This window comes from Gluconobacter sp. Dm-44, from assembly GCF_018256175.1.
GTDB lineage: Bacteria > Pseudomonadota > Alphaproteobacteria > Acetobacterales > Acetobacteraceae > Gluconobacter > Gluconobacter cadivus.
In genome coordinates, this window is record NZ_JAERLZ010000001.1 from 62,053 (window position 1) to 85,121 (window position 23,069).

The following is a 23,069-nucleotide window of genomic DNA, read 5'->3' on the forward strand; positions in this document are numbered from 1 at the left end:
TTTTTAAAAAAGACGAGAAAAGACCTTCCATGACGGCCCCTTCAGTTCCGCAGACGACCTATGTCCTGACACTTTCCTGCCCCAACCGCCCGGGTATCGTGGCGGCCATCAGCGGGAAGCTGGCGGAGCTGGATGCCAACATCACGGAAGCTCAGCAGTTCGATGACCGGGACAGCACGGTCTTCTTCATGAGGATCGTCTTTGAAGTCGCACAAGACCGGACCAGCATGAAGCAGCTTCAAGAGGCGCTGGCCGTTCTGGGAAACAGTTTCAGCATGGAGTGGGCCCTGCATGACCGCAGCGTGAAGCCGAAGGTCCTGCTGATGGTCTCGCGCTTCGATCACTGCCTGGTCGATCTGCTGTATCGCTGGCGCATTGGGGAACTGCCGATCGAGCCCGTTGGCATCGTGTCGAACCACCCGCGCGACGTGTTCGCGGATCTGGATTTCTACGGCATTCCGTTTCACCACGTCCCCGTCACGAAAGAAACGAAGCCCGCGCAGGAAGCCCACGTGCTGGACCTGCTGGCATCGAGCGGTGCCGAGCTGGTCATTCTCGCGCGTTACATGCAGGTTCTGTCCAACGAGATGGCCGCCAGCCTGTCCGGTCGCTGTATCAATATTCACCACTCCTTCCTCCCCGGCTTCAAGGGCGCGCGCCCTTACCATCAGGCCTTTGCCCGCGGCGTGAAGCTGATCGGCGCGACGGCCCATTACGTCACGCTGGATCTGGATGAAGGCCCGATCATCGAGCAGGATGTGGAGCGTATTTCCCATGCCGACACACCCGAGGACCTGATCCGCAAAGGACGCGATATCGAACGTCGCGTTCTGGCACGTGCCGTCCGGTATCACATCGAACGCCGAACCATTATCAACGGTAGCCGCACAGTCGTCTTTGCGACCTGAACAAGGCTTTTCTTCGACGGGACATATAAATTTCGCACGACACCCGGAATATTCTCTCCTAGGGTCGATCCAGTATTTCACAGTCGGTAGCACTCGTCAGATGACCGTCCGTAACACTCTTTTTTCACTTACCCTCCTCACAGCGCTGATCGGACAGACAGCCTGTTCAGGAGACTGGGTTCTCGAAAAAAGACTGACACCAGCGGACACACTGAGGGAAACATCGAACCGCACTGTGGTTCCCGGCACGTTCGTCATGACCGTTAAAAGCGTGAACGTTTTCAACAAGATGGTCTTCCTCAACTCGGAAGATACCTATCTGGACCGCGCCAATGTCGCCGTGCAGATCACGTCAAGCGTGGCCTACAACGCCGACATCCGGTTTGGTGGCGATTTCCGCAACATGGTGCTGAACAAAAAAATTCTGGTGATCGGATCGGCCATGAAAGTCGGGGCGGATCTGGAACAGGGGATCATCGTCAACACCAAAGGGGACGAGCGGACCTATATTTTCGTCAGCCGAGCGAGCAATATTTTCTTTGAATAAGGCCGCCGCCCTCCAACAGAGCCTGATCTTGCAATTTAGATCCATTTTTAGACAGATTATTTCATTCTATATCCCCATATCGGCTTGAAGACATTTCCCAACCCTGCAATCCGCCCTATGAAGAGCGTCCTTTTTCTTCATGCCGGACCCAGTCATGACCGTCTCTTCCGCTTCTGCTCAGGACCGCTTGCAGGCCGTTCTCAAGACCCTTCAGTCCGTCATGGGAGAGCAGATCAGCACGGCGCCCTCCGTTCGTGAGGAACACAGCCACGGCGAGGCCATGAATGCCTCCCGCCTGCCCGAGGCGGTGGTCTTCGCGGAAAGCACGCAGGATGTCGCAACCGTTTTGCGCCATTGTCATGAATGGCGGGTCCCAGTTGTGGCATTCGGAGCGGGCACCTCGGTCGAAGGGCATGTCGTACCGCCCGAGCAGGCCATCAGCCTCGACTTGTCGCGCATGACCGACATCGTGGAACTGAACGCCGAAGATCTGGACTGCCGGGTTCAGGCAGGGATCACGCGCCAGACGCTGAATGTGGAAATCCGTGACACCGGCCTTTTCTTTCCGGTCGATCCGGGTGGAGAAGCGACGATCGGCGGCATGTGCGCCACCCGCGCCTCAGGCACAGCCGCCGTGCGTTACGGCACAATGAAGGAAAACGTGCTCGGCCTGACGGTTGTGCTCGCGACTGGCGAAATCATCCGCACGGGCGGCCGCGTCCGCAAATCCTCCACCGGCTATGATTTAACATCCCTGTTCGTTGGCTCGGAAGGCACGCTGGGGATCATCACGGAAGCCCAGCTTCGTCTGCATGGACGCCCCGAGACCGTATCCGCGGCCATCTGCCAGTTCGAGAGCCTGCATGACGCGATCCGGACGGCCATGGAAATCATCCAGTGCGGCATTCCCATCACCCGCGTGGAACTGATGGACAGCGTGCAGATGGCGGCCTCCATCCAGTATTCCGGCCTTACGGAATATCAGCCGCTGACCACGCTGTTCTTCGAATTCACCGGCTCGCCTGCGGCCGTGCGCGAACAGGTCGAGACAACGGAAGCCATTGCGTCGGGCAATAACGGGCTGGGTTTTGCGTGGGCGGAGAGTGCGGAAGACCGAACCCGTCTGTGGAAAGCGCGGCATGACGCCTACTGGGCAGCGAAGGCCATTGTTCCGGGCGCGCGGGTCATCTCTACGGACTGTATCGTGCCGATTTCGCGTCTGGGCGAGCTGATCGAAGGCGTGCATCGCGATATCGAAGCGTCCGGCCTGCGCGCGCCGCTGCTGGGCCATGTTGGGGACGGCAATTTCCATACGCTCATCATTACGGACGACACACCCGAAGGGCATGATCTCGCCCTCGATCTGGACCGGAAAATCGTTGCCCGCGCCATGTCGCTGAACGGATCATGCAGCGGCGAGCATGGCGTTGGCATGGGCAAGCTGGAATTTCTGGAAACCGAACATGGTGCTGGAAGCCTCAGCGTGATGCGGGCGCTGAAAAACACGATGGACCCGCATCATATCCTCAATCCCGGCAAACTCCTGCCCGCAGGCCCGGTTTACACGGGCTGAACTTTCGGAGATCTTTCGCCCTCTTTTCTTTCCAGCCCTTGCCGGATTTCAGCCTCATGCCGTCAGTTTCCAGCCTCTGCCCCGATGTCGTCCTGATCGGTGCGGGGATCATGAGTTCCACACTTGCGGCCCTGCTGCGCGAGCTCGATCCGTCGCTGTCGATGATGATGTTCGAAACACTACCGGATTGCGGGCAGGAAAGTTCCTATGCCTGGAACAATGCCGGGACCGGACATGCCGGGAACTGCGAACTGAATTACACGCCCCAGCGCGCGGATGGCAGCATCGACATCTCCAAGGCGCTGGCGATCAACACGGAATTCGACCTCTCAAGGCAGCTCTGGGCGCACTGGGTCCGCGAAGGCCGCATTGCCGATCCGGCCTCATTCGTGCAGCCCTGCCCCCATATCAGTCTGGTTTGGGGAGCGGAGAACCTCGCCTTTCTCAAAGCCCGTTACGAGGCGATGGTCGCCCATCACTGCTTTGCGGATATGGAATACACGTCCGATCCGGCCGTCATCGCCCAATGGGCGCCTCTTGCGACGGCAGGGCGCGATACGTCCCAACCCGTTGCGGCCACGCGCATTCAAGAGGGCACGGACGTCAATTTCGGCGCCCTAACCCACGCGCTGACGGCCTCCCTCAAGTCAGACCGCAACATTGCCACCCACTACAATCATCGCGTCACCGGCCTGACACGCACCACGGACGGTCGCTGGCGCGTGACGGCCACCGATACCGAAAGCGGCCACACGATCACGGTTCTGACGCGGTTTGTTTTTGTCGGCGCGGGCGGCAATGCGCTGCCACTGCTTCAGGCATCCGGCATTCCCGAAGCGGCACATTATGCCGGTTTCCCCGTCAGCGGCCTGTGGCTGCGCTGCATGGGCCCGGCCATTACCGGGCAACACCACGCCAAGGTCTACGGCAAGGCCCTTGTCGGTTCGCCGCCCATGTCGGTCCCGCATCTCGATACGCGCGTCATCGACGGCAAATCCTGCCTGCTGTTCGGACCTTATGCGGGGTTTTCCACGAAATTCCTCAAAAGCGGTTCATGGACGGATTATTTTCGCTCTCTGACGCCCCAAAACATCATTCCCGCCCTGACCGCCGGGAAAGACAATCTTGGATTGCTGGACTATCTCGTGCGTCAGGTTCTCCAGACGAACGAGGGCCGCTTCAAAGCCCTTCAGGATTTCTACCCGACAGCCAGACCCGAGGACTGGACGAAAGTCGTGGCCGGACAGCGCGTGCAGATTATCCGTCCGGACAAGGGGCTGCACGGAACCCTGCGCTTTGGGACCGAGCTTGTGAAAAGCGCCGACCGCTCCCTTATAGCCATCCTCGGCGCATCGCCCGGAGCGTCCGTTGCCGCCTCCGTGGCGCTTCAGGTCGTCCAGCAGGTCTTTCCCGAACGGCTGACAGAGGCTGACTGGCTGCCCCGCCTGCGTCAGGTGTTTCCGGCCTACGGGATCGATCTGATCAAAGACGCCCAAGCCTGCGCGACACTCCGGGAAGAAACTGCCCGTGTTCTGAAAATCACGGCAAAAGCGTAATAGTCACCTTTTTAGGGCCGGATTTCGCTCAACGGACGTTACACGTCCATTCGGCTCTGATATGGTATGTGTGATTTTACACTTGTCTGTTTGCTTTCACGCTCAGGAATCGATTTGACACATGACTGATGGTTCGGGCTCCGTGATCACCACCGCCTCGCCGCAGAGTTCGAAACGGCGGGATAATTCGGCCCGGCAGAAACAGATCCTCGACGTCCTTCTCGAGACCGGAAGCGCCACCATCGAAGGTCTGGCGGAGCGTTTCGGGGTCAGTCGCATGACGATCCACCGCGACTCCCATGCCCTCGTGCAGCAGGGCCTGATCGACAAATTGCATGGCAGCATCGTTCTGCGCAACAAGGTCACGACCCAGAAAACGGTCAATTTCCGACGCTCACGGGCGACAGACCTCAAGGACGCGATCATCCAGCGCGCCGTCTCCTTGATCCAGCCCGAGCAGGTTCTTGTCCTTGATGACTCCACGACCGTCGCGGCCATGCTGCCGCTTCTCCCCGCTCTCGCGCCGTTGACGATCATCACCAACGCAGTCGGTGTAATTCAGGCTCTCTCGCCTTACCCGAACCTGAAACTGATCTGTCTTGGCGGCGACTATAATCCGCCGCGCAACGCGTTTTTCGGGCTGGTCTGCGAACAGGCCGCGCAGTCCCTGCGGGCCAACATGATGTTCCTCTCGACGTCCATTATCCATAACGCCACCGCGTTCCAGAACGATCAGGATGTGGTCAAGGTCAAGCGGATCATGATGGATATGGCGGACCAGTGTGTTCTGCTGGTGGACAGCACGAAGTTCCGCAAAGGCGGCCTGCACCGGCTGGCGTCCCTGTCGGAATTCGACCACGTCCTGACAGATTCCCATCTCAAGCCCTCCATCGCGAAGGCTCTGGCGCAGGAAGACGTCAATCTCGAAATCTGCACCTGAGCGCAGATTTCAGACACGGACTATCAGGCGTCCGGTAAGTTCTGCATGAACTGTTGCAGATTGCCCCGGATCGCCTTTTCAAACAGCGTCAGGGTCTCGCTCCCGACGTAATGCTCCACCCCCTCGGAATCGACGCGGGCATTTTCCTCGCTGACGCCGAGCGCCAGCAGAAATGCTTCCACGATCCGGTGCCGGTGCCGTGCCTTGTCCGCCATTTCCTGTCCCGCGGGCGTCAGAAAGACACCTCTGTAGGGTTTCTGCGTGACGTAACCTTCCGTCGCGAGACGGGCGAGCATTTTCGCCACGGTCGGCTGGGACACGCCCAGACGCCCGGCGATATCGACCTGTCGCGCTTCCTGCCCTTCCGACAGCAGGTCCGAAATCAGTTCGACATAGTCTTCCACCAGCACATTGCGCCGCGCCTCACGATTGGCGCGAAAGCCTTCGGAATGGGTTTCGACATCAGGCAGCGTCTCCTTGGGCGCGGTGTCCTTCAGCCGTTTTTTCCGTTCCATTCCCGTCCTGTGCCTCTATCCAGAAAACATTATTCACGGCGGAATAAAACATTCCGGATCGCTCTGCCAGTCCGGGCAATCACGATTTACAGAGATTCCGTGTTTTTCATGAGGCTCATCAATATAGCATATTGAATATCAATTCCGGATGGGATTGAATACAGTCCCGATGCCAGACACCAACGCCCCCCGTACACCCTCTCCGACTATGCGCCCGAGCCTGCCCGATGTGTTTTCCAGCATCCGTGTTCCGGGTGCGGAAGCATCGTGGTTCAGTCGCTTCATGGCGTTTGTCGGGCCGGGATTCATGGTCTCGGTCGGCTATATGGACCCCGGAAACTGGGCCACCGACCTTCAGGGCGGCGCGCGGTATGGCTATACGCTGCTCTGCGTCATCATGCTGTCGAACCTCATGGCGATCCTGCTTCAGGCACTCTCCGCCCGCCTCGGGATCGCGACTGGACAGGATCTCGCACAGGCCTGCCGGAACCATTTTTCCCCGCGCGTGAACATCGTTCTGTGGCTGGCCTGTGAACTGGCCATCATTGCCTGCGATCTGGCGGAAGTCATCGGCACCGCCGTGGCGCTCCAACTCCTGTTCGGCCTGCCGCTTCTCGCCGGAGCTCTGCTGTCCATTCTAGACGCGTTGATCGTGTTGATGCTGATGAACCGGGGCTTCCGGTACCTGGAGGCGTTCGTGATCGCGCTCTTGGGGATCATCGCCCTCTGTTTCGGGATCCAGCTCGTCGCGGCAGCCCCGCCCGTTCACAGTGTTCTGGCTGGCCTTCTCCCCGATCCGAAAATCGTGACGACGCCGGGGATGCTTTATATCGCCATCGGCATCATTGGTGCCACGGTCATGCCGCACAACCTGTATCTGCATTCCTCGATCGTCCAGACCCGCGCCTATGAACGCACCCCGGCCGGACGGCGAGACGCCATCCGCTGGACGACGTGGGACAGCACGATTGCCCTGACGCTGGCGCTGTTCATCAATGCAGCCATCCTGATCGTGGCGGCAGCGGCGTTCCACAACTCCGGCCATCAGGATGTGGCGGAAATTCAGGATGCCTACAGGCTGCTCTCCCCGATCCTCGGACTGGGCATCGCCTCCACGCTGTTTGCACTCGCACTGCTGGCAGCAGGCACGAACTCCACGATCACCGGCACGCTGGCCGGACAGATCATCATGGAAGGCTTTCTGCACCTTCGCATCCCGCACTGGGCGCGGCGGCTGCTGACACGCGGGCTGGCGATCATTCCCGTGGCGATCGTCACACTGATCTATGGCAACCGGGGCGTGAGCGATTTGCTGATGGCCAGTCAGGTCATCCTGTCGCTGCAACTGCCCTTTGCCGTCATTCCGCTCGTCATGTTCGTCTCGGACCGGCGCAAGATGGGCGAATTCGTGATTTCCATGCCCATCCGTATCCTGTCATGGGGCGTGGCGGGGCTGATCCTGCTGCTGAATTTCAAGCTGCTTTACGACACTCTGGCGGGCTGAGAGTCAGGTTGGATTGACAACCCACGGACTGGCGCGAAACACCGACCAGCCCGTATGCTGCACAAGCCGCTCCAGCGCACGCGTTCCGAGAAGAGAATTGCCCTGTGCGTTCAGCCCCGGCGACCACACCGCGATGGACGCCACTCCCGGCGCAATCGCAAGGATGCCACCCCCCACACCGGATTTTCCGGGCAGACCTACGCGAATGGCAAATGCCCCCGAACCGTCATAATGGCCGCACATCATCATCAGCGCGAGGATCGTCTGGGCATTGCGCTCTGACATGACACGCTCGCCTGTCAGCGGGTTCAGGCCACCCGTCATGAGATAGGTTCCGACCTGCGCAAGCTGTTGGCAGCTCATGGTGAGAGCGCACTGATGGAAATAGAAATCCAGCGTATCCTCAACCACGTTGCGGATATTGCCGAAGGTCCGCATGTAGTTTGCAAGCGCCATATTGCGAAACCCGGTCTCGCGCTCCTGACGCGCGACATCCGTGTCGATGTCGATCGAGGCCGGATCGTCTACCAGCGGACGCAGGAAATCCAGTAGGCGAGTCCGGGCATTTTCGCGGCCATAGCGGGACACCAGAATATCGGCGATGACGATGGCGCCCGCATTGATGAACGGATTACGCGGAATACCGTGCTCGTTTTCAAGCTGGATGATGGAGTTGAACGCGCTGCCCGAAGGCTCCTGACGCACGCGCCCCCACAATTCCTCGCCCATCGCATTAAGCGCCATGCTGAGGCTGAACACCTTGGACACGCTCTGCACGGAGAACGGAACAGCCGCATCTCCGACCGTGTGCGTCTCTCCATCCATCCCCACGACGGCCATACCGAAACGATTGAGATCCACCCGTGCGAGCGGAGGAATGTAATTGGCAACAGCACCCCGTTCTGAGGCCGTCCGCATTTCCTCTGCGATCGAGACGATAATGGACGCAAGTGTGGTCATGGGGCCTCGGTGTACGGAACGCGATGTGACTGAAAGAAGAGGAGTTTCACAAGCTGCCGCCCCTGCGGACAACCCGCACGGACGTGAAGTGGGATATGCATTTACAACATAGCTGAAAGAGCCTGCCTTCTTCCCATGCAGATCAGGGAGAAACCACCCGATGCATCACCACCTGCCCCACGATCACCAGCGCAGGGGATTTCACCTGCGCTTCGGCCGCCTGAAGGGCGATGTTGGATAGCGTCCCGGTGAAAACCCTCTGCGCCGGCTGCGTGCCCCGCTCCACAATCGCCACAGGCCAGTCAGCCGGTAGTCCTTTTCCCAGAAGTCCGGCGGCAAGCTGCGGCAGGGTTGAAATCCCCATATAGATCACGACCGTCTGGCGGCGATCGGCCATGTCGTCCCAAGGCAGATCCAGAACCCCGTCCGCTTTTGCGTGCCCGGTCACGAACAGACAGGCCTGCGCACAGTCCCGATGCGTTAGAGGAATGCCGGAATAGGCAGCGCACCCGTTTGCCGCGGAAATGCCCGGAACCAGCCGAAACGCGACCCCGGCCTCGACCAGCGCTTCGATTTCTTCTCCGCCACGACCGAAAATGAACGGATCGCCGCCCTTGAGACGCAGAACGCGTTCCCCTGCCTGCGCACGACGGATCATTTCATTGTTGATCTCGTCCTGCGGCAGGGCATGTCTGTCACGCTGTTTGCCCACGAATACGAGTTCAGCATCCCGCCGGACCATGTCGAGCAATGCCGGAGACAGGAGATTGTCGTAGAGGACGGAATCCGCATTCTGCATCAGACGCAGCGCCTTGAGGGTCAGCAGATCCGGATCGCCGGGGCCTGCTCCAACCAGCCAGACCTCTCCCGGTTTACGCGCCGCGTCCAGAAGCGCGTTCAGTCGCGCATCCGCGCGGATATCATCACCATTTCTGGCCTCCTCCGCACCCGGACCATCGAGAAAATCCTCCCAGATGCGCTTGCGATCCTGCACCTGCGGATAGCGTTCAGAAACCTGCGCCCTGCGGGACTGCATATAAGCCGACAAACGCCCCGTCCCTTCAGGCAGAAGCGCCTCAATCTGTTCACGCAGACGACGCGCCAGAACAGGCGCCGCCCCTCCTGTTGAAACAGCAACGCGCACTGCACCCCGGCGAACCTGCGCGGGCGTGATGAAGCTCGACGGCTGCGGATCATCCACCGCGCAGACGGGTATATTCAGCGCATCTGCCAAAGCCGCCACCTGCCGGTTGACGTCTCGATCATCAGTCGCGGCATAGACCAGTCGGCACCCCGGCAGATGCTCCTTCAGGGCGCTCTCATCTGCCCGCCCCGCAACATGGCGCACCCTACCGCTCTCAACCCAGCCCTGCACAACCGGATTGAGGCTTTCGGCCAGAACATCGATCCGTGCGCCATGATCGAGTAAAAGACGCCCCTTGTTCACCGCGATTTCCCCGCCGCCCACCAGCAGAACGCGCACCCCTGCGAGCCTGACGGAAATCGGGAACCATCCCGTCTGCGGGTCGGATTCCGAAATACCTCCTGCAACGGGACCAGAAGAAGCGGACGACGTATTCATCAAAGGACGGATTTCCGGGTCATAGGCTGCGATAAGGAGGTCCAGCATATTGAGCGACAGGCCGGACGCAACGTCAAACCCATAATTGCCCCGGAAAGGCGAAAGGCCTGATCTCGTACCGGGACGACGCACAAAGAAATCCAGACAGAACACCCTACTAAAATGCTACGCTCTTCATGAACCGGAAGCGTCCTGATAGGAAAACATGTCTTATGGCTGGATTGATGGTCAAAATCTTCAGATCACTCCAGCAGGGGCCCGGCTTCATTGTCCTGCTCGCGCTGCTGGCCGTTGCCTGCTTTGTGGGGTATGAAATCCTGTACGCGCTTGTCGGATAAGGCGCTCACCACAGACTGGACTTTGCTTCATGACGAAAGGCGATCTTGAAAAGCGCCTCGATTTTCTCCGGGAAGCCTCCCGGCTGAAGGATATCCTCAGACGGACCTATACCCACGGCGGGCAGACCGAAAGCACGGCGGAACATACCTGGGCGCTCTGCCTTCTGGTTATGACCTTTGCCGACCAGCTTGAAGGCATCGACCTTCTGAAACTTCTGAAAATCTGCATTCTTCATGATCTGGGCGAAGCCATTCATGGCGACGTTCCCGCAATTTCGGTCCATGCCTCCGCCAACAAGGCAGCGCAGGAGCGCGAAGACCTGCTGACGATCATGGCTCCCCTGCCTGCCGACCTGCAGGCAGAATTTCTGGAGCTGTGGGACGAGTATGAAAACGCAGCATCCCCCGAAGCACGGCTGGCCAAAGCGTTCGACAAGATCGAAACCATCAGCCAGCACAATGCAGGCCTCAACCCGGACGATTTCGACCATACATTCAATCTGACCTATGGCCGAAAATATACCGATGCGACCGAACTGACGCGCCGGATCCGCGACATTCTGGACGAAGAAACGCGCCGCAATATGATGCGAAGCCGGAACATGGTCGTGGGCTGAGCGGCCGTTTCTGCTCGACATCTGAAAGCAAATCCGTCAGAAGCGGCGTCAGACGGCCTTCCGTGTCGCGAAATCCTTACAGATTCGTGACAATCTGCATCCGATATGGACGTTCAGGCCCACATGAAATGCAGAAGGATGCAGACAAGCGCATGGCAGATCATGACCTGAAAACCGGCATCCTTCCTTCCGTGGGTCGCCCTTTGCTGTGTCCGGCGCTTGGGCTGGTCTGTGGTCTTGGCAGCCTGCTGGTCAGCGCATCCGCACAGACGACTACAGCATCTGTCACGACATCGCCCGCAGCACAGAACAGCGGCACAAGCGTTACGACCTCCACCACCTCCGTAAACGGTGGCGAAAAAATCGTCGTCAAGGGACACAAGCCCGCCGGAGCCGTTCTGGGTGACGCCAAGGCGATCATGCAGATCCAGTCTGATGAAATCCGCTCCTATGGCGTCGATACCGCAGCAGATCTCCTGACGGCCATTGCCCCCGAAACCCGCTCTGGACGGGGCGCTACCGGGAATACGCCGGTCGTATTGCTCAATGGCAAGCGCATTTCGGGAATGCAGGAGGTCAACGACCTGCCGTTCGAAGCCATTGCCCGGGTCGAAATCTTCACTGAAGAAGAAGCCCTGCGCTACGGCTACCCGGCTGACGAGCGCGTGGTGAACATCATTACCGTGAAGACTTTCCGCGCCGTGCGACTGCGCACTTATGGCAGCACGTCCACGGATGGTGGAGGAGACGATGGGGTTCTGGGCGCGAGTTTTACAAAACTCTCAGGCGAGCGGCGGATCAATCTGAGCGCCCGTTATGAAGTGCAGGCCCGTCTGCTCGACAGTGATCGCGACGTGACACCTCCGTCCGCAAGCGGGCTGTATTCCAACGCAGGCAATGTCACGTCTGTCAGTGGTGGCAGCCTCGATCCGGCTCTGGATGCGCTGGCCGGGCAGAGCGTTACATCCGCAGGCGTACCATCACTGGTGGCGGGACAGGTTCCGACACTTCAGGATTTCACGGCCTATGCCAATACGCCGCATGTCAGTTCGAACACCTCGGATTACAGCCTGCAGCCCAGAACGCACGAACTGAAGCTGAACGGCGTTTATGCCGACCAGATCTTCAAGAGCGTGTCGGCGTCGTTCAATGCCAGTTACACCCACAGCAATTCCGAAAGCCTTCAGGGACCGGCACGCGGCATCCTCACCCTTCCGGCTGATAGTCTTTATTCGCCGTTTTCCCAGGACACGCTGCTCTACCGGAACTACACCACCGTCCCCGCCCTGCAACACACGGCGCATACGGACACCGTTCATGCCGGGGTGAATTTCAACGGCGACGTCGGAGACTGGAAGTGGAACAGTACAGGAAGCTTCGACCGCTCCACCACGTCCACCAACAGCCAGACCGGCCTTAACCTGAGCGCCGCCCAGACAGCCCTGACCAGCGGCCTCAGCAGTTTTGATCCATTTTCCGAAGTGGACCGCAACTGGCTGAACAGCCGTTTGGTCAATCGCGGCCACACTACCGGCACGAGCGGCGAAATCACGGGCCTGCTGTCAGGCTCACTCTTTTCTCTGCCTGCGGGTGATGTCTCCACCAGCATCGCGCCGACCGGCACTTTAACAGAGCAGAACGCCACCTCGCTCAGTCAGGGCAAGCTGCAACGTACCCATATCAGCCGCGACGTCGGCACCCTTCAGATCGACGGCGATATTCCCATCGCGAATGCGCGCAAGCATGTCCTGTCATTTCTGGGCAAGCTTGATGCGAACATCAATGGCGCCATCAGTCAGGTGTCCCATTTCGGAACGCTGGGAACGATCGGCGGCGGTGTGACGTGGGAGCCCGCGCCGTGGGTCCAGTTCCCGTTTTCCGTCACCGACCGGACCGAGGCCCCCGGCGCCACGGACCTCATTGCCCCCCGGATCGAAACGCCCAACGTCACGACCTATGATTACGTCACCGGACGGTCGGTTCAGGTAACGACGATTTCAGGCGGCAACCGGAACCTTCAGGCCGCAGACCGCCACGAAATCAGCATCGGAACGATCATTTCCCCAAGCTTTCTCGACGGCGCCCGTCTGCATGTGAACTACGTCCGGGACCGGAACCACAACCCGGTCATGAGCCTGCCCACCGCGACCGCCGCCATCGAAGACGCTTTCCCGGACCGGTACCAGCGCAATTCGGACGGAATTCTCGACGTCGTCGATATCCGTCCGGTCAATGCGCTGATGGAAAAGCGCAATGAGTGGAACGCGACATTCTCGTTTTCCAGACCGCTTGGAAAAAAGCCGGAAGGAAAAGGCGGAAAACATGGTGCGGGAGGACGGTATTACATTGTTCTGACGCAGGTCTGGCGCCTCAAGGACACCGTGCAGCTTCGCTCAGGCCTCCCTCCCATCGACCTACTCAACGGCGGAACCATCGGCGGAACAGGCGGCCAGCCGCGACATGAAGTCGAGCTTCAGGGTGGTGTCTTCAAAAACGGGTTCGGCTTCCGCCTCGTGACCAAATGGCAGTCCGCAACGTCCACGCTCGCCAGCACCCATGCCAGCAGTCTGTTCTTCAGCGATCTGGCTACAGTGGATATGACGGCTTTTGCCGATCTGGGGGAAATTCCGCACTGGCAGAAGCGCAGCTGGGCCAAGAATTTCCGGGTCATGGTGTCGGTCAGCAACCTGTTCAACAGCCGCATCCGCGCCCGCAACGGCCTTGGCGTGACACCGGCGGGCTATGAACCCGCTTTTCTGGACCCGCTGGGCCGGACTGTCTCCATCTCGATCCGCAAATCAGTCTGAGAAAGGTCAACCCGCCGGCGCATAAACCCGATGAAAGCGGCTTCCGAGTGAGGTCAGAACTTCATATCCGATCGTCCCCGCGGACCGTGCCAGCGCGTCCACATCCTGCTGCGGCCCAAGAACCGAGAGGACATCCCCTGCTTTCAGATCGGCAGGTGCATCGGTCAGGTCCACGGAAATACTGTCCATCGAGACGCGCCCGATAACCGGAAGACGCGTCTGACCATGCCAGACACTCGCCTGTCCCGCCTGAGCGCGAAAGAACCCATCCGCATATCCGAGACCAAGCGTGCCAATGCGCGTCGGCTTTGAAGCTGTCCAGCTTAGACCATACCCCACACGATCTCCGGGCTGGATCGTGCGGATTTGAGCAATGCGTGCATCGAGCGAAACGACCGGCGCAAGAACACGGTGCCCTTCGGAGGGCGCAATCCCATAAAGGGCCGCGCCCGGTCTGATCAGTTCAAAATGATAGTCCGGCCCCAGAAAAATCCCGGATGACGCCGCCAGAGAGCGGGGAACGCCGGGAAAAGCCGCCGCCATCGTCACGAAACGCTGTCGCTGCATTTCATTGGCAGGGCTGTCGGGCACATCCGCACAGGCCAGATGACTCATCACGAGTTGCAGGTTCAGCCCCTCGAAAAGGTTCCGCTCCGCCAGATCCTCAACGCTCAGACCAAAACGCGACATCCCGCTATCGAACTGGAGCGCAGCCGGGAGAGCCTGCCCTGCCCGCTCACACAACTGCTTCCAGCTCCGCACCTGATCAAGGCTGTTCAGAACGGGCGTAAGACCATGCGCCTGCATCCTGCTCTCACAGTCTGGCATGAAGCCATGCAGCACGAAAATCCGTGCGTGGGGCAGTGTCTCCCGTAACGTCATGCCTTCATCAAGATGCGCGACGAAGAACGTTTCAGCGCCTCGCGCGGCCAGAGCCTGTGCGACCTGCGCCGCCCCCAGCCCATAAGCATCCGCCTTGACCACCGCCGCGCACTCTGCCCCCGCGCCTAGCCCGGCGACGAGATCATAATTATCGGCAATGGCCTTCAGATTGACGGTAAGCCACGCGCCCGCTCTGGCGGATGCGTCGTCCTGAGAGAATATGTGCATGGGACCGTCCGCAAGGATGCAATGCACCTTTATGGCACGCCCACCATACGACGCAACGGCCGCAACCCTCTTTTCAGATCGGACATTCTGCGCAACAAGACGCTCTGGTCCGTATATGAATGCAATTTTCCGTCACAAAAAGTGAGTTCAGATTTTCAGGGAAACGCCTATTTCTGTTCGCCACTGACGTTAACGACAAGACTGTTACGAAAGTTTCCATAAATTGATGTCAGACGACTCATCGTCTTCTCAGGCAGCGAGGCCCGGCGGTATCCAGCGCGTCATGAGCAATCTGGGTGTCCTTCTCGGGGGACGTGCCGTAAATGCTCCGCTGAGCCTCCTTCATATCTGGCTCGCGACCCATCTGCTGGGCAGTTACGGCTTCGGGCTGGTTGCGATGATGTATGCCTTCGCCCGAACGATGGGTGATATCGTTGACTTCCAGTCTTGGCAGACCGTTCTACACTACGGCCTGAAACCCCTAACGCAGGGAGATCGTCGCAGTTTCCAGAAAATCGTCTCGTTCAGCCTTCTTCTGGATACTTCGGGAGGACTTCTGGGCTTCGGCGGCGGCGTCCTCATCAGCCTTCTGGCCATGAAATTTCTGGGATGGCCACCCCAGATCCACATTATCGGCGTTGTTTACTGCGTCTCCATTCTCTTTATGGCGTCCGCGACTGCAACTGGCCTGCTGCGGGTGTTCGACCGCTACGACCTCTTGGCCGTACAGGGGACCGTCGCCACCATCGTCCGGGTCATCGGAACGGCCTCGATGGCTTTGGGCTGGGCTTCTGTGGCAGCCCTTGCCAGCGTCTGGATCGCCGCTGAAGCCGCTGCGTGGGGCACGATCTTCTTTATGGCAGCCCGCGAAATGTATCGCCGTGGCCTGATCCGCGGACTGTTCCAGGAAATGCGCGGCATTATCCCCGAACTTCTGAACGGACAGTTTTTTCGCGCCTATCCCGGGATCTGGCGCTTTGCGCTGAATACGAACCTCAACTCCACACTTGCTCTCGCTTTTGGTCATATCGGCACGCTCGTGGTTGGCGCATTCGTCGGCCCGACGGGCGCGGGTTATTACCGGATTGCAAGCCAGATCGCGGCTGGAATCGCAAAACCCGCCACCCTGATCCAGACGACCGTTTATCCGGAAATGGCTCGGCTATGGCGTGATCGGGCCATGAACCGCCTGTATCGCATGACGGGACAGATCGCCCTGATGGCCGGGGGGATCGGGACGGCCCTGCTCCTGCTGACACTGTTCGCCGGACGCCCGCTGCTTCGGCTTTACATCGGACACACCGGAGCGACGGAAGCGCTGCCCGTCACGCTGTGGCTGCTCGCCGCCGAAGTCGTGACTGTCTGGGGCCTCCCGCTGGAGCCGCTATTGTTCACGACAAACCGCTCCGGCGCTGCGATCGGCGCACGTATTCTCGAATGCCTGTTCTTTCTCCCGGCGCTGGTGATGATGGTCCGCCAGTACGGGCTGAGCGGTGTCGGTCCAGCCACGTTCTGCGGTGTGACATTACTGATCACGATTCAGCTGGTCCTCGTGATCCGCGCGGCCCGCAGCCCCGATGGTCTTGCAGCATGAAGGTGGCCTTTCCCCTCATCGGCCAGCGCCACCAGACCCTGCATGCCCTGCCCGTCGCGTTAGAGATTTCCGCCCGCCATCCCGACGTAGCGGTTCATGTCTCGTGCCTGACTGTCAGTCATCTGGAACTGGCCCGTTCCCTCGCAACCCTTTATCCAGAAGCCCGCGTCCAATTCGACCTGCTGCCCATTTCCCAGACCCTCCGCCGCCGCATCGAGAAACATGGACTGCGGGTGGTGGACAGGCTGATCGGCCTCTTCGCATCCCGGCATTATTTCCGGGGCTTTGACGCCATCATCGTGCCGGAAGCCACGTCCCTGCAGCTTCGCCGCATGGGCGTAAGACGTCCGAAAATGATCTGGACGGGACATGGCGCCGGAGATCGGGCGATCGGATTTGCCCGCCACTTGGGCAAATTCGACTTTCTGCTGGTTCCTGGGCGCAAAGTAGAGCAGCGTATGCTGGAAAAAGGCATCATTCGTCCCGGCGCGTATCATCGCGGCACCTATGCCAAGTTTGATCTCGTGCGGCGGATGGATGCGAAACGGCCAAAGCTTTTTAATAACAACCGGCCCACGATCCTGTATAATCCTCATTTCGTTCGCCGCCTGTCCTCATGGCCCGGGATGGGGCATCAGATTCTGGAGTTCTTTGCCGGACAGGACCGCTACAATCTTGTTTTTGCACCTCATTTCCGTCTTTTCGACAATCGTCGCGAGGAAGGCGAAGCGTTGAAACGTCAGTATGGGCATCTTCCGCACATGCTGATCGACCCTGGAAGCCACCGAAGCATCGACATGACCTATACGATGGGGGCAGACCTCTATCTGGGAGATGTCAGCAGTCAGGTGGCGGAATTCATGATCCGTCCCCGCCCTTGTCTCTTCCTCAACGCCCACCATGTGAAATGGAATGGAGATCCGGATTATCAGTTTTGGACGCTGGGGCCGGTGACGGAAAATGTGTTGGATCTGGGCGACAAGATCGAGAATGCCTTCGAAACGCATCCTCGTTTTCTTGAGGCGCAGCGCCAATATGGTTTAGAGACATTCGAAACACTGGGTGATGAACCCACTGCTCCCGCTGCGGCGGACGCAATCGTCGATTTTCTGAAAAGGGCAGCCTGATGTCAGGCAACCCAAACGGAGCTAGTCTAGGTTTGACCGAGGCCAACCAGAACCCAACCGCCAATCCCGTCCCGACGCCCAGCCGATCCGGTCTGGAACGACGTTACGGAGATTTCCCCAGCTTTGCAGCCGCACTCGATTACGCGGCACAGGGTGAGAGCGGATTCAACATCTATTCCGGTCGCGGACAGCTTCTCGAAGCACTCCCTTACCGTCTATTACGCGAGCAGGCCCGTTCAATGGCTTGCCGTCTGCTGGGTCTTGGCCTCACGCCCGGTGACCGTGTTGCAATCGTTGCGGAAAGCGATGGCGATTTTGCCCGTATTTTCTTCGGGTGCCAGTATGCCGGTCTTGTTCCGGCGCCGCTTCCCCTCCCCGTCGCGTTCGGCGGCAAGGACGGCTATGTGGCGACCCTGCGTGGCATGATTCAAAGCGCCGCCGCTCGTGCCGTCGTGGTGCCCGATGTGATCGGAAGCTGGACCAGCGACATCGTCGAGGGACTGGATCTGGTGTTCGGCGGATCTCCTGCCGATCTTAACCGTCATGCCGAAGCCCGCGTCGAACTGCCGGAAATCGCCCCGACAGCGCTATCCTATCTCCAGTTTTCCTCGGGAAGCACCCGGTTTCCGATGGGCGTTTCGGTCACGCAGGCGGCGGGCATGGCCAACGCCCGAGCCATCGCCCGCGACGGCCTGCACGTTCATCCGGCCGAAGACCCGCGCGATGACCGCTGCGTGTCTTGGCTGCCGCTCTATCACGACATGGGTCTTGTCGGCTTCTTCCTGACTCCCCTGACCTGCCAGCTTTCCGTTGATCTGCTGCCGACCCGCGAATTTGCCCGCCGTCCGCATGTCTGGCTGGACCTGATTTCACGCAATCGCGGGACGATCGCCTACAGCCCGTCTTTCGGTTACGAACTCTGCTCCCGCCGTAGCGGTCAGGCTGACCTGGACCTGTCCTGCTGGCGCATTGCAGGGATTGGTGGCGACATGATCCGCCATCACATCCTCGAAGGCTTTGCCGAACGGTTTGCGTCCAACGGGTTCCGCGCCAGCGCTTTTGTCGCGAGCTACGGCATGGCAGAAGCAACCCTCGCCATCAGTTTTGCCCCGCTCGACACCGGCATCCAGACCGACACGATTGATCTGCGCCGCCTTGAAAAGGACGGCATTGCCGAACCGTCCAACGATCCGTCCCTTCCGTTGCGGACATTTGTGCTATGCGGTGCGGCGCTCCCTGACCACCAGATCGAAGTCCGGGATGCATCTGGCCGTGACCTGGCAGACCGGCAGGTCGGAACCGTCTATGTGCGCGGGCCGAGCCTCATGTGCGGTTATTTCCGCCGCCCTGACGAGACCGAAGAGGTTCTTGATGCAGATGGCTGGCTGAATACCGGTGACCTTGGCTATCACCTCAACGGTCAGATCGTCGTCACCGGACGCGCCAAGGACCTGATCATCATCAACGGACGCAATATCTGGCCGCAGGATCTGGAATGGTCCGCCGAAAGCGAGATCCCGACCCTACGTTCGCGTGACGTGGCCGTATTCTCAGTGGACGGAGAAGAAGGCGAAAAGATTGTGGCCCTCGTCCAGTGCCGTGCGAGCGAGGATGCGAGCCGCAACCAGCTCCGTGATGAGGTCACGAGTCTGTTCCGCCGCCAGCACGGAGTGGATGTGGACGTCATCCTCGTTCCGCCCCGCACGCTACCCCAGACATCCTCCGGCAAGCTGACCCGCGCTAAAGCCAAGACCATGCTGCTCTCCGGGCAGTTTGACCAGCAGCCCGAAACCACGTCTTCGGCTGCCTGATCCTGCCCGTTCCGTTTGCCACATTGCCTGAAGACACAGAGGGCTGGCGAACGGGACGGGTTTGGAGCATAAGGCTTGCCCAAGATTGCACAGACATCGAGAGTTGAAGTCCATGACTGACAGCGTCACCGACATTTCCGCAATGATCATTGAGAAACTGCTTGCCAACCCGAAAGTTCCCCGGGACATCGATGGCAACAGCAAGATTGTCGAAGATCTTGCCTTTGACAGCCTCGCCGTCATGAACTTCGTCATGGAAATCGAAGACGAAATCGACGTTTCCGTCCCTCTCGACAAGCTGGCCGATATCCGTACCATCAATGATCTGGCTGGCTGCCTGCACGCGCTGAAGGTCGCCCAGGCGTGATCGATATCTTCGCCAAACATGCAGGACTGCGCGAAGCTTACGACGCCCTGACGGCCACGTCGCCGCGTAATCCGTTCGAAGTCGTGATCGAGCGTCCGGTTTCCGCCAGCGTTGGTATCATCGAAGGCCGTGAAACGCTCCTGTTCGGGACCAACAATTATCTTGGTCTCAGCCAGTCGAAAAAAGCCATCGAAGCCGCCGTGGAAACGGCAGAGACGATGGGCGTCGGCACGACAGGCTCACGCATCGCAAACGGCACCTTCGGCCTGCATCGCAAGCTCGAAGCCCGTCTGGCCGAGTTCTTCCGACGCAAGCACTGCATGGTATTCTCCACCGGGTATCAGGCCAATCTCGGCACGATCTCGGCGCTGGTGAACAAGGATGACATTCTGCTGCTCGATGCGGACAGCCATGCCAGCATCTATGACGGCGCCAAACTGTCCGGTGCGCAGGTCATCCGCTTCCGCCACAACGATCCGATCGATCTGGAAAAGCGTCTGGCGCGTCTCAAGGATCATCCGGGCGCGAAGCTGATTGTCGCCGAGGGCATCTATTCCATGACGGGCAATGTCGCCCCTCTGGACAAGTTCGTGGACATCAAGACGCGCCACGGCGCCTATCTGATGGCTGACGAAGCCCATTCGTTTGGTGTTATGGGCGCGCATGGCCGTGGCGTTGCGGAAGTTCAGGGTTGCGAGGACGGCATCGACTTCGTGGTCGGGACCTTCTCCAAATCGCTTGGCACCGTCGGCGGCTACTGCGTCACAGACCATGACGGTGTGGACCTGATGCGCCTGTGCTCACGCCCCTATATGTTCACGGCTTCCCTTCCCCCTGAGATCATTGCCGCCACCATGGCAGCGCTCGAGGACATGCAGGAACACCCGGAACTGCGGACCAAGCTTCAGGACAATGCGGCACGTCTGCATGCGGGCCTTCAGAAAGCTGGCCTCAAGACCGGCGAGCACATTTCGCCAGTCGTGGCCGTAACGCTTGAAACCGTGGATCAGGCCGTCGCTTTCTGGAACGCACTGCTGGAAAACGGGGTCTATGTGAACCTCTCGCTGCCACCGGCAACGCCTGACAACCGTCCCTTGCTGCGCTGCTCAGTGATGGCGGCCCATTCGCCCGAAGAAATCGACCGCGCGGTCACGGTCTTCGGCGAAGTCGCCAGACATTTCGGGCTGTAATCCATAAAAAAGGGGGATCCGGTGGATCCCCCTTTTTTATGCTTTCGGGCGGCCCAACAGCTTTCGGGCCCGCCAGAGAAGTCGTGGCAACATCACGAGCGGATGCCGACTTTCAAAAGGCGACAACTGCATATCGAAACCGGTATGCCGCTGTATTTTCCAGGCAAGATAGGAAGCGCCGTTTTCAAAGGTGAAAGCCGCCTTCAACAGTCTGGCGATATTCCGTGGACGGCCGGATGTCTGCACTAACGCCCAGCGACGGAGCGCTTTTCGACGTAGGGCCGCACTGATAACGGGTTCCAGTGTGTCGTCATGAGCGGAAAACTGGAGCCGTCCCCGCGCCCACCCTAGCGGCAGCAGGGCCGCGTAACGCTCCTCCTGTCCTTCCAGAATGCTGTTACCACGCCCCTTTTTCTCAACCCGCAATTCAGACGCATAAGTATGGGCGAACAGGGTTTGCCAGAACTCCAGCGCCGTCATGGAAGGCGCACCCAGCAGGGCAGCCCAGCATGACGCCGTCGTCACACATCCCGCAATCAGGGTGAGAAGAGAGTCCGCACTCTCCGGCCCACGCACCCAGACCAGCCGGACCGGCTGGCAGAAACGGGCCCAGATCGTGGTGTCCAAAGCGCCAAGACTTGTACGGGCAGCGAACTGGTCACGGGACAGGACTGCGATCTTGGCACGCAAAACGCGGTCCTGATACCGGAATTCCGAATACCGCACATTGGGCGGCAGCACGAGATTTCCGGTCCGGGCGATCAGTCCACCTGAAAAGCCTTCTGCATTTTCGGTGACAATATAGAAGTCGAGAATACCGTCCGGATCGGCCTTGCGCAGAAGCGAGCCGTAAAACAGCACGCCAAGCGGCGGTTCGGGACAGGCACGGGCCAAAGCATCCGCAAAAGCGCTGACGCCCGGATCGACAGAGGTGGTCAGTTCACCGATCAGTCGTTGTTCGAGCGCATCAGGCATGAAGGAACCGGAAGCTGGGCGCACGTTCCAGCCTCAACACGCCATCCGGGGCTGCGCTGAAAACTTCTCCGTCAAGCACGAAATCGCTTTCCGTCACCAGTGTCATATCGTCCGTACGACCACTGACGTAATCGGGATGACGACGCAGCCAGCGCGGTGCACGACCACACAGGAGCGCCCATGTGGCTCGCAGAAGACTTTCGGGCTGTGCGCTGACATCCAGGTACCGAAGACCCTCGACATTGGGTTCAGCATCCCAGAACGGCCAGATCCCACGCGAAAGACACGACAGTCCCGTTACAAGGAACATGAAGCTCTGCCCATCATAGACATGACCGCCTGTCTCGATCCGCAACGGATCTCCCCGGAGCCATGCCTCGCGGCTTTTGCGGAACATGAGACTGACGAACGTGGTGAGAAGCGTGATACCGACGGCCAGATCATGCGGCGCAAAACGCAGGACCGTTGGCGAATGGGCGATGCGGACGGCGCGCGCAAATCCGGCGCATCCTCCAAAAAGCCCCAATACGGGCATCCGGTCGGTTCCGGGCCAGGACAGACGGATGGGCGTGCGGATACTTGAGCGCAGGGCCCCTGCCTTCAGGCGACGGATGGCTTCCATGCCCCGCAGACCGAACCCCACATCGCTGGCAATCAGGTTCGTATTACCCGACGCCAGAACCACGATGTCTGGCAGACGGTCTGCAGGATAGGCGCGCGCAATGGCGGTCAGGGCCGTACTGACCGTCCCGTCTCCGCCATCAATAATAATGGTGTCGATACCCCGTTCGTAGAGCTGGCGAACATGAGCGGTGGTTCCTTCCCGACTGTCGGAGGGAACGAAATCCTTCCCCAGAAGGGCCTGGGCCTCGACAGCAAAACTGGAACCGTTCCGGCGGTTTTTCCGGCTACGGGCATTATGGATCAAGGCTATGCGCACTAGGGAGGCAATCTTCATATGGCGTTCGGCTATGCGGGCGGGTCTAGCACGGCTATGATGGAACTGCCAGAACGGCACATCCCGGCAGTCCCGGGCGCCGTCTCATGG

At 59.6% G+C, this 23,069-nt stretch carries 20 protein-coding genes; 14 read left to right on the forward strand and 6 right to left on the reverse strand.

Features of this window, described 5'->3' with window-relative positions; translation table 11 throughout:
• Positions 1-29: 29 nt before the first annotated feature.
• The 5 genes from purU (at position 30) to JK213_RS00290 (ending at position 5,524) form a co-directional block, all read left to right on the forward strand.
• On the forward strand, positions 30-908 hold the full coding sequence (gene purU, locus JK213_RS00270) for a formyltetrahydrofolate deformylase (RefSeq protein WP_194261378.1): 879 nt from the start codon (positions 30-32) through the stop codon (positions 906-908).
• A 100-nt stretch (positions 909-1,008) separates the two neighbouring features.
• Positions 1,009-1,455 carry a hypothetical protein gene (locus tag JK213_RS00275; protein ID WP_194261379.1) on the forward strand — a complete coding sequence of 149 codons (447 nt, stop codon included), beginning with the start codon at positions 1,009-1,011 and terminating at the stop codon, positions 1,453-1,455.
• Between the two features lie 154 nt (positions 1,456-1,609).
• Positions 1,610-3,028: an FAD-binding oxidoreductase gene (locus JK213_RS00280; RefSeq protein WP_194261380.1), complete on the forward strand. Its 1,419-nt coding sequence runs from the start codon at positions 1,610-1,612 to the stop codon at positions 3,026-3,028.
• A gap of 56 nt (positions 3,029-3,084) precedes the next feature.
• Positions 3,085-4,584: a malate dehydrogenase (quinone) gene (gene mqo, locus JK213_RS00285; protein ID WP_211571248.1), complete on the forward strand. Its 1,500-nt coding sequence runs from the start codon at positions 3,085-3,087 to the stop codon at positions 4,582-4,584.
• 121 nt (positions 4,585-4,705) lie between these two features.
• A complete protein-coding gene (locus JK213_RS00290) occupies positions 4,706-5,524 on the forward strand; it encodes a DeoR/GlpR family DNA-binding transcription regulator (protein WP_099285016.1) in 819 nt (272 codons plus the stop codon).
• Positions 5,525-5,547: 23 nt separating this feature from the next.
• On the opposite strand, the gene mntR is transcribed toward JK213_RS00290, so the two are convergent.
• A complete protein-coding gene (gene mntR, locus JK213_RS00295) occupies positions 5,548-6,039 on the reverse strand; it encodes a manganese-binding transcriptional regulator MntR (RefSeq protein WP_099285018.1) in 492 nt (163 codons plus the stop codon).
• Positions 6,040-6,208: 169 nt separating this feature from the next.
• On the opposite strand from mntR, the gene JK213_RS00300 reads away from it, so the two are divergent.
• Complete coding sequence (locus tag JK213_RS00300; RefSeq protein WP_228125334.1) at positions 6,209-7,543, forward strand: Nramp family divalent metal transporter; 1,335 nt, start codon at positions 6,209-6,211, stop codon at positions 7,541-7,543.
• A 3-nt stretch (positions 7,544-7,546) separates the two neighbouring features.
• Here the strand turns inward: JK213_RS00300 and JK213_RS00305 are convergent, their stop codons facing one another.
• Positions 7,547-8,503 carry a glutaminase gene (locus JK213_RS00305; protein ID WP_194261383.1) on the reverse strand — a complete coding sequence of 319 codons (957 nt, stop codon included), beginning with the start codon at positions 8,501-8,503 and terminating at the stop codon, positions 7,547-7,549.
• Positions 8,504-8,645: 142 nt separating this feature from the next.
• Positions 8,646-10,085 (reverse strand): siroheme synthase CysG, encoded by a 1,440-nt coding sequence (cysG, locus tag JK213_RS00310; protein ID WP_194261644.1) that lies wholly within the window; start codon positions 10,083-10,085, stop codon positions 8,646-8,648.
• A gap of 212 nt (positions 10,086-10,297) precedes the next feature.
• Here cysG and JK213_RS16025 point away from each other — a divergent pair, with 212 nt between their 5' ends.
• The 3 genes from JK213_RS16025 (at position 10,298) to JK213_RS00320 (ending at position 13,847) form a co-directional block, all read left to right on the forward strand.
• A complete protein-coding gene (locus tag JK213_RS16025; protein ID WP_265589637.1) occupies positions 10,298-10,423 on the forward strand; it encodes a hypothetical protein in 126 nt (41 codons plus the stop codon).
• Positions 10,424-10,452: 29 nt separating this feature from the next.
• A complete protein-coding gene (locus JK213_RS00315; protein WP_194261384.1) occupies positions 10,453-11,040 on the forward strand; it encodes an HD family hydrolase in 588 nt (195 codons plus the stop codon).
• Between the two features lie 152 nt (positions 11,041-11,192).
• Complete coding sequence (locus JK213_RS00320) at positions 11,193-13,847, forward strand: hypothetical protein (RefSeq protein WP_194261385.1); 2,655 nt, start codon at positions 11,193-11,195, stop codon at positions 13,845-13,847.
• 6 nt (positions 13,848-13,853) lie between these two features.
• On the opposite strand, the gene alr is transcribed toward JK213_RS00320, so the two are convergent.
• The gene (gene alr, locus JK213_RS00325; RefSeq protein ID WP_194261386.1) at positions 13,854-14,957 is read right to left on the reverse strand and encodes an alanine racemase; all 1,104 of its coding nucleotides are present in this window, start codon (positions 14,955-14,957) and stop codon (positions 13,854-13,856) included.
• A 226-nt stretch (positions 14,958-15,183) separates the two neighbouring features.
• Between alr and JK213_RS00330 the strand changes: the two genes are divergently transcribed.
• The 5 genes from JK213_RS00330 to spt all read left to right on the forward strand — a co-directional run bounded on the left by JK213_RS00330 (position 15,184) and on the right by spt (position 21,046).
• The gene (locus tag JK213_RS00330) at positions 15,184-16,551 is read left to right on the forward strand and encodes a lipopolysaccharide biosynthesis protein (protein WP_194261387.1); all 1,368 of its coding nucleotides are present in this window, start codon (positions 15,184-15,186) and stop codon (positions 16,549-16,551) included.
• Positions 16,548-17,678, forward strand: a complete 1,131-nt coding sequence (locus tag JK213_RS00335) for a sensor domain-containing protein (RefSeq protein ID WP_194261388.1) — start codon at positions 16,548-16,550, stop codon at positions 17,676-17,678. The genes JK213_RS00330 and JK213_RS00335 overlap by 4 nt, the downstream gene beginning before the upstream one ends.
• The gene (locus JK213_RS00340; protein WP_194261389.1) at positions 17,678-19,489 is read left to right on the forward strand and encodes a fatty acyl-AMP ligase; all 1,812 of its coding nucleotides are present in this window, start codon (positions 17,678-17,680) and stop codon (positions 19,487-19,489) included. Before JK213_RS00335 ends, JK213_RS00340 begins: the two co-directional genes overlap by 1 nt.
• A gap of 112 nt (positions 19,490-19,601) precedes the next feature.
• On the forward strand, positions 19,602-19,856 hold the full coding sequence (locus JK213_RS00345) for an acyl carrier protein (protein WP_062027581.1): 255 nt from the start codon (positions 19,602-19,604) through the stop codon (positions 19,854-19,856).
• The gene (gene spt, locus JK213_RS00350) at positions 19,853-21,046 is read left to right on the forward strand and encodes a serine palmitoyltransferase (protein WP_194261390.1); all 1,194 of its coding nucleotides are present in this window, start codon (positions 19,853-19,855) and stop codon (positions 21,044-21,046) included. The genes JK213_RS00345 and spt overlap by 4 nt, the downstream gene beginning before the upstream one ends.
• A gap of 36 nt (positions 21,047-21,082) precedes the next feature.
• On the opposite strand, the gene JK213_RS00355 is transcribed toward spt, so the two are convergent.
• Both JK213_RS00355 and JK213_RS00360 read right to left on the reverse strand, forming a co-directional pair.
• Positions 21,083-22,021 (reverse strand): hypothetical protein, encoded by a 939-nt coding sequence (locus tag JK213_RS00355; protein WP_194261646.1) that lies wholly within the window; start codon positions 22,019-22,021, stop codon positions 21,083-21,085.
• Positions 22,014-22,979, reverse strand: coding sequence for a diacylglycerol kinase family protein (locus JK213_RS00360; protein ID WP_228125335.1), 966 nt, complete (start codon positions 22,977-22,979; stop codon positions 22,014-22,016). Before JK213_RS00360 ends, JK213_RS00355 begins: the two co-directional genes overlap by 8 nt.
• Between the last annotated feature and the right edge of the window lie 90 nt (positions 22,980-23,069).

What these genes read in the sequence shown, in the direction of transcription:
- JK213_RS00340 (WP_194261389.1), top strand. Translation starts at nt 17,678, where the DNA reads ATGTCAGGCAACCCAAACGGAGCTAGTCTAGGTTTGACCGAGGCCAAC.
- cysG (WP_194261644.1), bottom strand. Translation starts at nt 10,085, where the DNA reads ATGAATACGTCGTCCGCTTCTTCTGGTCCCGTTGCAGGAGGTATTTCG.
- JK213_RS00320 (WP_194261385.1), top strand. Translation starts at nt 11,193, where the DNA reads ATGGCAGATCATGACCTGAAAACCGGCATCCTTCCTTCCGTGGGTCGC.
- JK213_RS00315 (WP_194261384.1), top strand. Translation starts at nt 10,453, where the DNA reads ATGACGAAAGGCGATCTTGAAAAGCGCCTCGATTTTCTCCGGGAAGCC.
- JK213_RS00345 (WP_062027581.1), top strand. Translation starts at nt 19,602, where the DNA reads ATGACTGACAGCGTCACCGACATTTCCGCAATGATCATTGAGAAACTG.
- JK213_RS00275 (WP_194261379.1), top strand. Translation starts at nt 1,009, where the DNA reads ATGACCGTCCGTAACACTCTTTTTTCACTTACCCTCCTCACAGCGCTG.
- JK213_RS00280 (WP_194261380.1), top strand. Translation starts at nt 1,610, where the DNA reads ATGACCGTCTCTTCCGCTTCTGCTCAGGACCGCTTGCAGGCCGTTCTC.
- JK213_RS00335 (WP_194261388.1), top strand. Translation starts at nt 16,548, where the DNA reads ATGAAGGTGGCCTTTCCCCTCATCGGCCAGCGCCACCAGACCCTGCAT.
- JK213_RS16025 (WP_265589637.1), top strand. Translation starts at nt 10,298, where the DNA reads ATGGCTGGATTGATGGTCAAAATCTTCAGATCACTCCAGCAGGGGCCC.
- JK213_RS00305 (WP_194261383.1), bottom strand. Translation starts at nt 8,503, where the DNA reads ATGACCACACTTGCGTCCATTATCGTCTCGATCGCAGAGGAAATGCGG.
- JK213_RS00330 (WP_194261387.1), top strand. Translation starts at nt 15,184, where the DNA reads ATGTCAGACGACTCATCGTCTTCTCAGGCAGCGAGGCCCGGCGGTATC.
- alr (WP_194261386.1), bottom strand. Translation starts at nt 14,957, where the DNA reads ATGCACATATTCTCTCAGGACGACGCATCCGCCAGAGCGGGCGCGTGG.
- mqo (WP_211571248.1), top strand. Translation starts at nt 3,085, where the DNA reads ATGCCGTCAGTTTCCAGCCTCTGCCCCGATGTCGTCCTGATCGGTGCG.
- JK213_RS00355 (WP_194261646.1), bottom strand. Translation starts at nt 22,021, where the DNA reads ATGCCTGATGCGCTCGAACAACGACTGATCGGTGAACTGACCACCTCT.
- JK213_RS00290 (WP_099285016.1), top strand. Translation starts at nt 4,706, where the DNA reads ATGACTGATGGTTCGGGCTCCGTGATCACCACCGCCTCGCCGCAGAGT.
- mntR (WP_099285018.1), bottom strand. Translation starts at nt 6,039, where the DNA reads ATGGAACGGAAAAAACGGCTGAAGGACACCGCGCCCAAGGAGACGCTG.
- JK213_RS00360 (WP_228125335.1), bottom strand. Translation starts at nt 22,979, where the DNA reads ATGAAGATTGCCTCCCTAGTGCGCATAGCCTTGATCCATAATGCCCGT.
- purU (WP_194261378.1), top strand. Translation starts at nt 30, where the DNA reads ATGACGGCCCCTTCAGTTCCGCAGACGACCTATGTCCTGACACTTTCC.
- JK213_RS00300 (WP_228125334.1), top strand. Translation starts at nt 6,209, where the DNA reads ATGCCAGACACCAACGCCCCCCGTACACCCTCTCCGACTATGCGCCCG.